Genomic DNA, 13,977 nt, shown 5'->3' with positions numbered 1-13,977 from the left:
ACAAACATCAAAATTATTATGTAACCGAAAGTTGCGGTATTGCCTGCGGATTTTTACTTGCTGCAATTCATGATGCAGGTTTGGTTGCATTAACTCATACACCAAGCCCGATGAAATTTCTATCTAAAATTTTAAACCGTCCCGAAAATGAGAAGCCTTTTTTACTAATCCCTGTTGGTTACCCTGCAGAAGAGTGTTGGGTTCCGGATTTAAAAAGAAAAACCATTTCAGAAATCTGTGTTTGGATTTAGAGTGAACAAAGAACGCCATATGGTGCGGGATCCAAAATGTTAGGCTTCCATCCAATTCTTAAAACAACTTTTTGCCTTATCTTCACCGTGTCCTTATCTTTAACCTATGGAACCGAGCGCTGAGTTTTTGTTTGCTGAAAATATGCTGGATGAATATGGCTTCCTCAGGTATATCTATCACACCAGCAAACCCCGGGCTCTGTTCCTGATTGATTATGAGCCTGATCCGGAAGAGATTGTGGTGGTTGATGAAATAGACAGCTTTGAGGACTACCCAAAAGAGGAGATCGACGACATGATGGTCAGGGTGAGGGCGTTCTGGAAGCAGTACAAGGAAGAGATCCTGGAGGAGTTTGACAAAGAACCCGAACCGGCAGAAATGAAGTTTCCCGATCTGGATGATGTAGTGACTTTTTCTATTATCAACGGAACGGAAAAGCCAGATCCGGCTGAATTTGAATACCTCGATAAAAGCAGCCTTTTAAAAATGTCTATCAACGGAACGGGCTTTTGGGCCAGCATCCTGGAATTCGACCTCGACACTGAATCCATTATAGGAGTAGTGCAAAGCTATCTTGATGAAGAGGAACTAAAAACCAAAGATCACTTCATGGCACATTTTAAGAATGTCTGGCAGATTGGGCATGTTTAGTTTGATTGGTTGGGTGATGTTCCCCGATTTAATCGGGGATCTCGTCAACGACACGCGGCCCAAGCGTCGTTTCAACTTCTAAGACTAACCGCTTTGCACGGCAATTACCGCTAGTAAACTCATCAGGTTGGACTACACCATAGTCCTCCAATTTGCTTAGATTAGTATAACGCAATAAACCACGTCATGGCTGAAAAGAAATCAAAACTCGCTGAGATAAAAACAAAGCCTACCGCTGCGAGCGTAGAAGATTTTATCAATGCTCTGGATGAGCAAAAGCGTAAAGACAGCTTTGTACTTTTGGAGATCTTTAAAAAAGCCACAGGTGAAGAGCCCGTACTATGGAGCAGCTCGATTATTGGCTTCGGCAATAAACGGTACAAAAGCGCCACCACCGGCCGGGAAGTAGATTGGCTTCGGATAGGTTTTTCTCCGCGTAAAGCGAACCTGTCCCTATACATCAGCGGGGGCATCAAGGAGCATGCCGATGCTCTTGAAAAGCTCGGCAAACACAAGACCGGCGTGGGCTGCCTCTACATCAATAAACTGGCGGATGTTGATATGAAGGTCCTGAAGGGAATGATAGAAGCATCCGCTAGCCGCGAGTAGAATATTGTCGATGAATACACCGAGACCAAAAATCAAAATCGAACTTACAGCATTTGATATAGCGCTGGAAACTTTAGGCTGGCTTGCACTTTTGGCATTTTGGATCCTGGTTCTAGCAAATTACCCTAATCTGCCTGACAACATCCCGACTCACTTTAACGGCTCAGGCCAACCAGACCGGTATGGTGCAAAAGGCAATATCTTTACTTTAACAATAGTTGCAAGCATGCTGTTTCTTTTTATGACGCTTCTAAACCGTATGCCGCATGTCTTTAACTATTTAGTTGAAATAACAACAGAAAATGCGTTAAGGCAGTATACAAATGCTACGAAAATGATGCGTTTCCTGAAAGTAACAATTGTCCTTATTTTCGGATTGATTTCATTCGAAACAATCCAAAGTAGCATGGGAGAATCTGAGGAACTAACTTTTTGGTTTTTACCATTAACCTTAGGAATGATCTTTATTCCGATAGCGTTTTTTATAATTAAATCTATAAAAATAAAATAGAGATGCAAGCTTGTAGGGGATTGACATTGATCGCACCTATCTTTCAAATGCACCATACATAGAAGCCTAAGATGAAAGCTATCGTCTACACCAAATACGGAACCCCGGATGTCCTTGAACTAAAGGAGATCAGCAAGCCGGTTCCTAAGGATAATGAAATCCTGATAAAAGTTCACGCCGCATCACTTAATGACTGGGATATGGGCCTCCTTGAAGGCGATTTCGTTAACCGGATGCTTAACGGGATTCGTAAGCCAAAAATTCAGATCCTCGGATCGGACATTGCTGGGACTGTGGAAGCGGTGGGTAAAGGCATCACGAAGTTTAAGGCAGGGGATAATGTGTACGGAGACCTGAGCGGTCGCTGGGGAGGATTTGCTGAATATGTGTGCGCGCCGGAAAATATGCTGGCCATTAAACCGGAGAGCATGAGCTTTGAGCAGGCATCGGCAATACCCCAGGCTGCAATGCTGGCGGTACAAGGTCTGCTGGATAAAGGGAACCTTCAATCCGGACAAAAGCTGCTGATCAATGGAGCGGGAGGCGGGGTTGGCACATTTGCGATTCAGATCGCTAAATTATACGGCGTTGAAGTTACGGGTGTGGACCGTGCTGAGAAACTGGACATGCTGCGTTCTATGGGATTTGATCATGTAATCGATTATCAGAAGGAAGATTTTACGCAAAGCAGCAAGAAGTACGACCTTATACTCGACGTGAAAACCAATCGCCCCCTCTCCCATTACACCCGCGTACTGAACCCGAATGGCAGGTATGTTACAGTTGGCGGTTCGATTTCACGTTTATTGTCGGCTTTGATCTTTGGCCGTGCGGCTTCAATATTCAGCAAAAAGCAGATACTGATCGTTGCCCTGAAAGCTAATAAAGACCTGGCTTATATGAAGGAGTTGTTCGAAGCCGGCAAGATCAAACCCGTGATCGACGGGCCTTATAGTTTAGAAGAGGTTCCCCGCTTATTCAGGCTGTTTGGCGAGGGGCTTCATAAGGGCAAAGTGGTGGTTAAGGTGATATCGTGATTAACTTGCAAATCACTATTTTCAGTAATCAGTAATCAGGTTTCAAGTTTCAGTTTTCAGTTTTCAGTTTTCAGTTTTCAGTTTTCAGTTTTTCCGATAGGATCCCTACGGTTTTCCACTTCAGACTTCAAACTTCAGACCTCCGGCCTCCGACCTCATGAAACCAAGAGCCGCTCTATCCGCCCAGCCACTCTCAACTCTCCACTCTCAACTCTCAACTTGTTAAAACCCATAAGCAATCCTCACCCCCTTATCAACCTGCCTCCCATTATCATAAGCCATACCATACATCACCCGAAAGGTCAGGTATTCCAGTCCAAAGTACACTTCATTATAGTTCTTCAATGCCGAGGTAGCCAGGTAGTTGAACCCTACCACTTCCTTCAGTTTCAGCTTGCGGATCAGAGGAAGCTTGTTGGTAATGAAGCCTGAGAAATTATGCTCCAAATGGGCTTCCGCAAACTTGTCGGCTGTGCTGTTTTTATAGAAATCCAGGAACAGGAAATTATTGATCTTAGGAATGTAGCTCAGGCTAAGGTTCCCAACGAAATGTTTGTAGTCGGGGAAATAAACGTTGTTATTATTCAGGAACTGACCTGCTCCAACCCAGAATTTAAACTGACCGTACATCCCGAGCTTAATATCTGATTTGGTAAGATCAACAGATAACAGATCGTAGCTGACATCAGAACCAAAAATCCCTTCCAGAGCTGTTGTATACGTGACACCTAACCGCGGATATTTTGAAGGCTGATGGATCTTCCCGGAGGGATAAGTGGCGTACTTATTACTGAAATCGTAGGTTCCCCGAAAAGAGAGTTTGAAAGATTGATTTTCAGGAAATAAGGGCCCGTTCGCCAGTATCGATTCAAGAGGGTTATTCGATGTAAAAGCGCGGCTCTTCAGATCGCGGATAGTATAATCAGAAGTATTTTGTAAACTAACCCGGTTTGCCCATTCCGTACTTACGCTTCCCATAAAACCTCCAAAGCGCTGGGACATTGTCGCCGAGACAAATTTCTTTTCATAAAGTTTGAGCAGGTTCCGCTCGTAAAGCAGGGAGTTGATCGAATTACCCAGCTGGCTGATACTGCCCTGGTTATTCAGATCAAGAACATCAGAGCCAAGGCCAATAGACAGGGTTGCATCTTTTACAGGGATATTCCCTGAGACACTTCCATAAAGTTTTTCACTGGAGAAGCCATAACGCACCTTTCCGGCAAAATTTACAAACTTATTGGTGAGCGAATCCAGGCGTTTGGAATAGGTAGCCTGATAGTTAATTCCAAAGCCTTCAACAGTATTATAGAAAACCGAATTGATGAGCGAACTGAAGGTGTAATATTCTTTTTTGAAGCGGTTCCTCGGGCTGTATCCCGAGCCGACAATGAACTGCACCGGCTTAAACTTATTATGAACCTTGTCGAGGGAATCCAGATAGGGCTTTGACTCTCTTTTTAAAGCCAGAACTGCTTTCTTCTCATAATCTTTCCTTTCTTCTTCGGTCAGCGGAACGGGGCGCGCCTGTGTCCAGTAGGCACTGTCTTTCTTATTAACTTCCCGCGTGATCTTCAAGACTTCAACGAAATCTTTGTTGCTTAAGCCCGGGTTAAGGTCATAATTTTTATACAGCGCGAGGTAATATCCGCCAAAGCGAAAACCAAAGAAACCGCCGGTAAAATCATACCTCATAGAAGAAGGCAGCCAGACACGCGAGCTGACAGGAATGTATTGCTGGCGGATATTCAGGGTATCGACAAAATTGATATTCGCCTGCTTGGTGATCATGAGATCAGAGCTGTGGATCCGCCAGCTGTCTTCAATGATATAAATATTGCCTCTGAATACGGGATCAGCACCTCGTTTTGGGATCAGCTCGATCTTATTTACCAGCTCACCATTTTCCATACTGGTTCCAATAAGCTTGTAATCGTAATAGAACAGTGCATTTTCGGATATCGGGGATATGAAAGGGCGGTTGCTTATACCCTCCATCGTTATGATATTCTCATAGAAGTTAATGTTTATTTCAGAAGCGCGGTTAAAGCTGAACGACCGGTTGCTCCCCGACACTTTGGATGAGATCATTTCTTCGTGATAGCTGCCGGGCTGCTTATAGCTCAGCCTGGATTCTGATTCAGAGAGATAAAAAATACCGGTACGGTTTGAATCCAGGCCGATCTCTTTACCAAGGTCATCAATGTTTTTGCCGAGGAATTTCTTTGGAGCAGCCAGCATTTTCTGCATGCCTTTGATATACACGTCGGTGCTGTATTCATCCGCCTCGCGAAGGTGCGCCTTCCTTTTCCTGATCGCGTTCCTGATCACTTCATAGGCAGGATCTACGTCTCCGGCCTTGACAACAACATCCGCTAATTCAAATACAGCCTCCGCAAGGCTTACATCCAGGTTGTAATTAGTTTTAAGATCAATTTCCTTTATTTCCTGACGGTACCCGATAGCCCGGTAATACAGATCGTGTTTGCCGGCACTCAGCTTAAGAGAATACTCGCCTTCGCTGTTAGCTGAAGTTCCGATAGTGGTATTCTTCTCATAAATACTCGCAAATGGTATAGGCTGCCCCTTATGGTCCGTGATCTTTCCGCGCACGGTTAATGACTGTGCCGATAGGGTTAAGGTTATAAAAGAAAGTATGCAGGAAAGGAGAAACTTCATGGAGTCAAGACGAATATTAATGTAAAAGGTTACGCAAATTACATATATACGTACAGATGTAATTGTTAAGGAAGGTTAAAGTCTGCGGAATTCGTAATTTTGCAGACTCAAAAGCAACCCTTTATGTATAAAACACTGCAGCCTGTATTGGAAAAAGAGCTTGAAGAAATTGAAATAGCAGGCTTATATAAACGTGAAAGAATAATTATCTCGCCTCAGGGCGCAGATATCCAGGTGGAAGGCGGCCAGGAGGTAATTAATTTCTGTGCTAATAATTACCTGGGTCTTTCCTCGCATCCCAAAGTTATTGAAGCAGCGAAGAAAGCGATCGATTCTCATGGCTTTGGTATGTCGTCCGTTCGTTTTATCTGCGGCACACAGGATATTCACAAAGAGCTGGAGAAAAAGATCTCTAAGTTCCTTGGAACAGAAGATACCATACTTTATGCAGCAGCTTTTGATGCCAACGGTGGTGTGTTTGAGCCTTTATTTAATGAGGAAGATGCCATCATTTCGGATACGCTGAACCACGCTTCCATAATTGATGGCGTGCGTTTATGTAAAGCTCAGCGGTATCGCTACGAACACGATAATATGGCAGACCTGGAAGCAAAACTTCAGGAAACCCAAAACCTCCGTCACCGCATCATAGTTACCGACGGGTCGTTCTCTATGGATGGCACCATCGCCCAATTAGACAAAATCTGTGACCTTGCAGATAGTTATAACGCATTGGTTATGATTGATGAATGTCATTCGTCTGGTTTCCTTGGGAAAACTGGCCGCGGTACTCACGAGCATCATAATGTGATGGGCAGGGTTGACATTATCACTGGTACGCTGGGCAAGGCTCTGGGCGGCGCTTCCGGCGGATTCACATCCGGCCCGAAGGAAGTTATCAGCATGTTACGCCAGCGTTCAAGGCCGTATCTGTTTTCCAATACCCTGGCCCCATCCATTGTTGGGGCATCTATTGCAGTACTTGACATGCTCAGTGAGACAACCAACCTGCGGGATAAGCTGGAGGAGAACACGAAATACTTCCGCGAAAAAATGACTGCAGCTGGCTTTGATATTAAGCCGGGCGTTCACCCTATCGTACCGATCATGCTTTATGAAGCAACGCTTGCTCAGGACTTCGCAGCGAAACTCCTTAAAGAAGGTATTTATGTGATCGGCTTTTACTTCCCTGTCGTTCCGAAAGGAAAAGCAAGGATCAGGGTACAGCTTTCAGCTGCCCATGAGAGGAGACATTTGGACAAAGCGATCGCCGCATTCACCAAGATTGGCAAAGAACTGGGCGTACTGAACAACTAAACATTAAAACGGTTATAAGAGAATATCCGTATATAATATCAACATATAACATGCAGCAGAAGATCGATCAATACCTCAGTGAGATAAATTCATTTCAGACCAAAAAAGCAGATGAGCTGGAAACCTTCAGGATAAAATTCCTGGGTACAAAGGGTATCATCAAAGATCTTTTTGAAGAGTTTAAGACTGTTTCTTCGGAAGAGAAAAGGGTGATGGGAAAGGTGTTGAATGAATTTAAACAAACTGCCGAAAGTAAATACCAGGAGCTTAAAGAGGCTTCAGAATCTGAGGAAAGCAGCACCGGATCTGAGCAGGACCTGACCTTACCGGGACAGGGCTTTGAGCTTGGTGCACGTCATCCGCTTTCGCTTGTGCGAAAAGAGATCATCGGTATTTTCAATAAGCTTGGCTTCCACGTCGCTGAAGGTCCTGAAATTGAAGATGACTGGCATAACTTCTCTGCATTGAACTTTCCTGAAGAACATCCCGCGCGTGACATGCAGGATACTTTCTTTATTAAGAAGGGTGGAGAAAAAGGTGACATCGCTTTGCGTACCCACACCTCATCAGTACAGGTGAGAATGATGGAAGCAGGGAAGCCGCCATTCAGGGCAATTATGCCGGGACGGGTATACCGCAATGAAGCGATATCTGCGCGTGCGCATTGTTTCTTTCACCAGGTGGAGGGATTGTATATCGATGAGAATGTTTCTTTTGCTGATCTGAAGCAGACCCTGTTTTACTTTGTGCAGGAGCTGTTTGGTGAAGGGACGAAAGTTCGGTTCCGGCCTTCATATTTTCCGTTTACAGAACCTTCTGCAGAAATGGACATTTCCTGCACGATCTGTAAAGGAGATGGCTGCCAGTTTTGCAAGCACAGCGGCTGGGTTGAGATACTGGGCTGCGGAATGGTCGATCCTAATGTTTTGGACAACTGTGAGATCGACAGTAAAAAATATACCGGCTACGCATTTGGAATGGGCATCGAAAGGATCACTAATCTGAAATACCAGATCAAGGATCTGAGGCTGTTCTCTGAAAATGACGTGCGCTTTTTAAAGCAGTTTCAATCAGAAATGATCTAATGAGCTTAAGGCCAGCTTTTATATTGTTAAGTTTTATACTCTTATCCTGTTCGAAGGATGATGAGGATAGGATTCCGAACGTGTATGTGAATTATCAGATCACGCTGCAGGAATTTAGCATAAAGAGTATTAATGGCCTGCTCGTCGTAAACAAGGGAACTAACACCGGTGTCGCGGGCCTTATCATTTACAAGAAACCAAATAACGAGTACGTGGCTTTTGACCGCTGCAGTTCTGTGAATCCTCTGCAGCAATGTGCTGTTGTGCCTGATGACCCGAACTTAACTGCTACAGACCCATGCAGCGGCGCTAAGTTTTCGATGTATGACGGGTCGCCAGTCAAAGCACCTGCGAAAAGAGGCTTAAAAGAATATAATGTAATAATTACTAATTTTACGCTCGCTGTAACCAATTAAGATGGAAGTCGATAAAATAAAGGAAAGTATAAAAAAAGCGGCCCAGGATCTGTTCAGGAAATACGGTTACCATAAAACGAGCGTAAACGAAATTGCCAAGCGGGCTAAGATCGCAAAGGCTACCATCTACAAATACTTTGAGAGTAAAGAACTGCTCCTGCAGGCTATCCTGATGGAATATATTCAGCACAGTGTGCATGAGATCATCCATAATCCATCCGAGGACCTGGATGAAGAAGCATACTTGAGCAGTATTATTCTGAAAACAAGCCGTCTGTCTTATACCGTTTGCAATGAATTCATAGGCTGGGAGTTCATTCGCGAGTCGGCTAACTCCCAGGAATTCTTAAAGTCTCTTTCCGACGACCTGGAGGAACTGTTGATCAACTCTTTCAATGAAACAAAGCTTTTCGAAGCTGATGACTATATCGCAAGGCTTCGCTTCCTTATAAAAGCCAGTAAAAGCATAGTATTCTCATTTGCGTTTACTTCCGTGAGCGATTCTGATGTACGGAAGAACTTTATTTCTTTTCAAAAGGAAATTCTGCCTTATCTGGTAAAGGCTGCTGTGAAATAGGACTGAAGTCTGAAGCCGGAGGTATGAGGTATGAGCTATCGTGATGAACGATGCTCGTTGTGTACTTACCTCTACAGTCCTCATTTAAGTTTATAAGTAGAATTCGTCTTGGTTCATGGCTCTTGGTTCTTTCATCCAACTTTATACCCATTTGGTTTTTAGTATAATTATTGCCATATTTGTAACAGTAGCCATACAAATAGCCATGAGCAAAGAGATTTTAGAAATTTCTATTTTGATCGATGAGCAGTTTGATTTTTAAGAGCCTTAGCTAATATTGAGCCTTACAAACCAAACTGCAGTCTAACCCAATTAATTGACTTGAACAATTGACAATGCTGGAAACGCTGTGTAAAATTTGGCTACCTTACCTCATACCTCATACCTCGTTTACTATTTTCTAACAACTAACTACCAACAACTAACAACTATTCCCTAATTTTGCCGCTCATGAAAAAAGTGCCGGCAGATAAAAAGTTCTTGCAAAACATCGAAGTAATAGATATTGCTGAAGAAGGTAAGGGAGTAGGTAAGTCAGATGACCTCGTAATATTTATTGATAAAGCTGTCCCGGGCGACCTCGTCGATGTTGAGCTTGTGCGAAGGAAGAAGAAATTCTACGAAGGCAGGATCCAAAACCTGGTGAGGCCGTCAGAGCACCGGACTGATCCGTTCTGCCAGCATTTCGGCGTTTGCGGGGGCTGCAAATGGCAGCACCTCACCTACGAATCGCAACTTCAATTCAAACAGAAGAGTGTCGGTGATGCTCTACAGCGCCTGGCAAAGGTTGACATTTCCGGTATGGAGACCATCCTTGGATCCAAGGCCTCACGCTACTACAGGAATAAACTGGAATACACCTTTTCCGACAAGCGATGGCTTACGGATGAGGATATGAGATCTGAGGGAAACATGGAAATGAATGCGCTTGGCTATCATATCCCCGGCAGGTTTGACAAGATCCTGGACATAGAACATTGCCATCTTCAGGCCGACCCATCCAATGACATCCGGAACAGGGTTCGGGAATACGCTCTTGCGCAAGGCATCTCTTTTTATAATCTCCGGAATCACGAAGGTGCATTGAGAAACCTGATCATCAGGACCTCAAGCATCGGCGAGCTGATGGTTATTGTGGTGTTTGCTTATCCTACCGGGGAACAGATCCCTGGAATGATGGAGTTTCTCAAAAACGAATTCCCTGCAATAACATCCCTGCTTTACATCATAAATCAAAAGAAAAACGATACGATTTTTGATCAGGATATTCATATCTACAACGGACCGGATCATATCTTCGAGAATATGGATGGGCTCAAATTTAAGATCGGCCCAAAGTCATTCTATCAGACAAACTCCGAGCAAGCGTTTGAGTTATATAAAATAACCAAGGATTTTGCCGGCTTTAAAGGTGACGAGCTGGTTTACGATCTATACACAGGCGCCGGAACGATCGCTAACTTTGTTGCGGCAGATGTAAAACAGGTTGTTGGTATTGAGTATGTTCCGACAGCTATTGAAGATGCGAAGATCAATTCCGACATCAATAATATAACCAATACCGCTTTCTACGCCGGCGATATGAAGGATATCCTTAATTCAGAATTCATTGCCGAACATGGAAAACCTGATGTAGTTATAACTGACCCACCCCGTGCTGGGATGCATCAGGATGTGGTTAACCGTCTTCTTGAAATGGAGGCCGAAAAAATTGTATATGTAAGCTGTAATGCGGCAACCCAGGCACGGGACATTTCCTTGCTTAAAGAAAAGTATGAGGTAACCCGCATCCGTCCGGTAGACATGTTCCCGCATACTCAGCACGTTGAGAATGTAGCGTTGTTAACGCTCAACAAGAACCGGCCGGAGCTGTTATAATTATTGTTATGGATATTAAAGACCTGTTAAATCCGGAAGGAGATGGTGAGGAAGCTAAAAAGGAAAGTCCTTTAAAAAGCCTCGAATCTGACCTTAAGTTCTATAATGAATCACTTAAGGAAGTAGCTGTTGAAATAATGGTCGAGGGCATCTCGGCATATCCCATCTTCGTGGCGCACCAGCATGAGGTGAAATTAGGCGAGGTAATTCTGGACAAGAATGATCTGAATACAGATTGGAGCATTCATGCTTCGACAATGGAAGAATTTATAGAGAACGGGCTTATACTTCCTGATAAGCAGGACAAATTCCTTAAACAATATAAAGACGCTTATCAGTTCATGTGCGTCTTTGTAATCGTTCCTGAAGGAGCAAATTTTGTTTTCTTTCCGTACCAGTAAAAGGGAGCTTCAGACAATTTCACATGATCCAACGTTGCATGAAGATTGGAAATATTTTATTAAGAGACCTTCATTTCTTGGAGAATATGTATTTTCAAACGAAATTTGACGGAAGATGACTGCAAAGAAATTATTGATACTTGATAAGAAACAGATCCAGCAGAAGATTGAGCGCATGGCTTATGAGATCCTTGAAGATAATCTAAATGAAAAGGAAATCATCATGGCTGGTATTGTCGATAAAGGATATACAATCGCTAAGCAGATAAAAAAAGCTCTTGAGTCAATTTCCGAAATCAAGATCACTTTAATGAAGATAGAGCTGGACAAAAGTACTACCCATCTCCAGGCTATCACTGATATTGAAGTAGCTGAAGCATCGAATAAAGTGGTTATACTTGTTGACGATGTACTTAACAGCGGACGGACCCTTGCTTACGGACTGGGCGTATTTCTTGACATCCCGCTTAAAAAATTAAGGACACTCGTGCTAATAGACCGCAGTCACCGTATTTTCCCGGTTTCACCAGATTATACAGGGCTTGAACTGGCCACTATTTTAAAAGAACACGTTGATGTGGTAATGGGAGTGAAATCGGAAGCGGACGCGGTTTATTTGAGTTAGTGGAGAGTTGTTCCGTAGGAATCCCTACGGGAAAAGTGGAGAGTGGAAAACTGAAAACTGAAAATTTGCTATCTCTTACCGATCCCGTCTTAATGGTGTACGTGTCATTGCGAGCGAAGCGAAGCCCTTTTCATAGCAAGCGAAACGAAGCAAAACACTTGTCATTGCGAGCGAAGCGAAGCAATCATACCGGATAACTCAAATTCAAATAAAACGCCAGCCTTTCTGCTGTGAGATCGCTTGCGCTGATCACACACTTCGATTGGTTATAGAATGGCTCTCGTTCCTTCAGTTTTCCCGTAATGAAATCAACCAGTGCTTCCCCTTTAAGATCCCTGATCAAAGGCCGGTCTGTAGTTGAATGCTCCAGCCTTGAAGCCAGTGCTTTTGGAGACAATGAGAGATAAGCTACTTTCCCATTCTCGTTCATCCAATCCATATTGTCGTCGTAGGTAGGGGTACCCCCGCCAGTGGCTATGATCACATTTTCAGGGTAATGGGTATTTTTTAATACTTCCTGTTCCATCTTGCGGAACTCCTCCTCACCATGAGCAGCAAAATAGTCAGCTATGCTCATGCCTGCCTTGGCTTCGATAAATTTATCAAGGTCTATAAAGTCGAATTTCAAATAGTTCGCAAGCTTTTTCCCAATGGTAGTTTTACCGCTACCCATAAATCCGATCAGAAATACCTTCATAAATTTCTCTTCACCTTTTTTATTCAGGAGGTTTATCCTCACTGAACAATGCTATAAATGTTTTATTCCTCTAATTGTTTCGAAAATATTTAACCGCAAGCTCATCGTAGGTCGGCAAATTGTGGAAATGCCATTTGTCGATCACTGTGCCATTCTTTAAAAGCAGTAGTCCCGGGTTCGCCCTTACCATACTTTTTAGCGGAATCCCGTCTGCATAGAATATCTCCATAACCAGTTTGTTCACTTCACTGAATTCCGCCGCACTTTGTGCAGAGTTAGATGTAAGCAATACCGTTCTTATGTTGTAATTCTCCGCAGCATTTATTGCCAGTGCATTTAAGTCGCCAATGCCGTTTTTATTCGCTTTCGAAAGATCATATGCTACAACAACAAGGTTATAGTATGGGTTTTCAAGAAGCTCCTTATTATAATCCGTTCCCTGACTATCGGTGATCTTAAGATCCTTTATTTTAACATCGTAACCCTTCTTTATAAGTTTGTTGACCGGGTCTCCTGCAATCTCCCAGTTTGTGTCCTTCCAGATCTGGGTTTTGATGTATTCCTTATCCGTCATCTTCTTCTTTTCGCCCGACTGCTTATTTTTCAGGCTATAAGTGATCTCATATATATCCTGCGGAGCTCCCGGCGGCGCAACCATAAGCGATGGTATGTTGTTTCCAACCTTGTACGGAAGAAAATCCATAATGGGTTGAAAATTATAAGTATACAGGCCGAACCCAAGCGACAACAAAAGAACCACTCCTGCTATTAAATCCTGAGCACGGGCATTTGCCACCAATGGCTTGAGATTACGTCTTTGCCTGAAGATGATCACAATAAGCGCCAGGAGGATCAGGTCCTTACAAAAGGATTGCCATGGGGTTAGAGGGATGGCGTCACCGAAGCATCCGCATGACGTAACTACTTCAAAAAATGCGGAATAAAATGTCAGAAACGTGAAGAAGATGATAAAAAGCAGAAGCCCCCATGCTACAAGGTTTGCCCAAAAGCCTAACAGCAGGAGCGCACCCAGCACAATTTCAAGCGTACATAATAGAATTGCTATCGCTGGGGCGTAATCGTTCAGGAAGCTTATATGAAAGACTTCAAAATATTCCTGGAGCTTGTATCCAAAACCTAAAGGATCATTAGCCTTGATAAGCCCGGAAAAAATAAAGAGCAATCCGACCACTAACCTGCTAACAATTAACGCAACTCGTTTCATAGTTATTTTTACTTCAGCGG

The 13,977-nt window shown here is 43.6% G+C and carries 14 protein-coding genes and 1 pseudogene; 12 read left to right on the top strand and 3 right to left on the bottom strand.

Annotation, left to right across the window (positions count from 1 at the left end):
• The 5 genes and pseudogenes from WKF69_RS05090 to WKF69_RS05070 form a co-directional block, all read left to right on the top strand.
• A pseudogene (locus tag WKF69_RS05090) lies at positions 1-251 on the top strand (nitroreductase family protein); the annotation flags it as partial.
• Between the two features lie 106 nt (positions 252-357).
• Positions 358-903: a hypothetical protein gene (locus tag WKF69_RS05085; protein WP_340380031.1), complete on the top strand. Its 546-nt coding sequence runs from the start codon at positions 358-360 to the stop codon at positions 901-903.
• Positions 904-1,089: 186 nt separating this feature from the next.
• Positions 1,090-1,512, top strand: a complete 423-nt coding sequence (locus WKF69_RS05080; RefSeq protein ID WP_340380029.1) for a DUF1801 domain-containing protein — start codon at positions 1,090-1,092, stop codon at positions 1,510-1,512.
• A gap of 10 nt (positions 1,513-1,522) precedes the next feature.
• Entirely contained in the window at positions 1,523-2,023 is a 501-nt protein-coding gene (locus tag WKF69_RS05075; RefSeq protein ID WP_340380027.1) for a DUF1648 domain-containing protein, read from the top strand.
• A 71-nt stretch (positions 2,024-2,094) separates the two neighbouring features.
• Entirely contained in the window at positions 2,095-3,060 is a 966-nt protein-coding gene (locus WKF69_RS05070) for an NAD(P)-dependent alcohol dehydrogenase (RefSeq protein WP_340380025.1), read from the top strand.
• 222 nt (positions 3,061-3,282) lie between these two features.
• On the opposite strand, the gene WKF69_RS05065 is transcribed toward WKF69_RS05070, so the two are convergent.
• Positions 3,283-5,736, bottom strand: a complete 2,454-nt coding sequence (locus WKF69_RS05065; RefSeq protein ID WP_340380023.1) for a DUF5686 and carboxypeptidase regulatory-like domain-containing protein — start codon at positions 5,734-5,736, stop codon at positions 3,283-3,285.
• 123 nt (positions 5,737-5,859) lie between these two features.
• On the opposite strand from WKF69_RS05065, the gene kbl reads away from it, so the two are divergent.
• From kbl to WKF69_RS05030, 7 genes are all read left to right on the top strand, one after another.
• On the top strand, positions 5,860-7,053 hold the full coding sequence (gene kbl, locus WKF69_RS05060) for a glycine C-acetyltransferase (RefSeq protein WP_340380021.1): 1,194 nt from the start codon (positions 5,860-5,862) through the stop codon (positions 7,051-7,053).
• 50 nt (positions 7,054-7,103) lie between these two features.
• Positions 7,104-8,138 carry a phenylalanine--tRNA ligase subunit alpha gene (gene pheS / locus WKF69_RS05055; protein WP_340380019.1) on the top strand — a complete coding sequence of 345 codons (1,035 nt, stop codon included), beginning with the start codon at positions 7,104-7,106 and terminating at the stop codon, positions 8,136-8,138.
• Positions 8,138-8,554, top strand: a complete 417-nt coding sequence (locus WKF69_RS05050; protein ID WP_340380017.1) for a hypothetical protein — start codon at positions 8,138-8,140, stop codon at positions 8,552-8,554. The genes pheS and WKF69_RS05050 overlap by 1 nt, the downstream gene beginning before the upstream one ends.
• 1 nt (position 8,555) lies before the next feature.
• Positions 8,556-9,131 (top strand): TetR/AcrR family transcriptional regulator, encoded by a 576-nt coding sequence (locus tag WKF69_RS05045; RefSeq protein WP_340380016.1) that lies wholly within the window; start codon positions 8,556-8,558, stop codon positions 9,129-9,131.
• A gap of 450 nt (positions 9,132-9,581) precedes the next feature.
• Positions 9,582-11,009: a 23S rRNA (uracil(1939)-C(5))-methyltransferase RlmD gene (rlmD, locus tag WKF69_RS05040; RefSeq protein WP_340380015.1), complete on the top strand. Its 1,428-nt coding sequence runs from the start codon at positions 9,582-9,584 to the stop codon at positions 11,007-11,009.
• A gap of 8 nt (positions 11,010-11,017) precedes the next feature.
• Entirely contained in the window at positions 11,018-11,410 is a 393-nt protein-coding gene (locus tag WKF69_RS05035; RefSeq protein WP_340380013.1) for a hypothetical protein, read from the top strand.
• 115 nt (positions 11,411-11,525) lie between these two features.
• Positions 11,526-12,035 (top strand): phosphoribosyltransferase family protein, encoded by a 510-nt coding sequence (locus WKF69_RS05030; RefSeq protein ID WP_340380011.1) that lies wholly within the window; start codon positions 11,526-11,528, stop codon positions 12,033-12,035.
• 184 nt (positions 12,036-12,219) lie between these two features.
• Here the strand turns inward: WKF69_RS05030 and WKF69_RS05025 are convergent, their stop codons facing one another.
• Together WKF69_RS05025 and WKF69_RS05020 are read right to left on the bottom strand one after the other, a co-directional pair.
• Positions 12,220-12,774 (bottom strand): shikimate kinase, encoded by a 555-nt coding sequence (locus tag WKF69_RS05025; RefSeq protein WP_340380010.1) that lies wholly within the window; start codon positions 12,772-12,774, stop codon positions 12,220-12,222.
• Between the two features lie 28 nt (positions 12,775-12,802).
• Positions 12,803-13,957, bottom strand: a complete 1,155-nt coding sequence (locus WKF69_RS05020; protein ID WP_340380009.1) for a BT_3928 family protein — start codon at positions 13,955-13,957, stop codon at positions 12,803-12,805.
• Positions 13,958-13,977: the final 20 nt, after the last annotated feature.

The sequence above is a fragment of the Daejeonella sp. genome, assembly GCF_037719425.1.
Lineage (GTDB): Bacteria > Bacteroidota > Bacteroidia > Sphingobacteriales > Sphingobacteriaceae > Daejeonella.
This window is presented reverse-complemented; position numbering and strand designations above follow the sequence as displayed.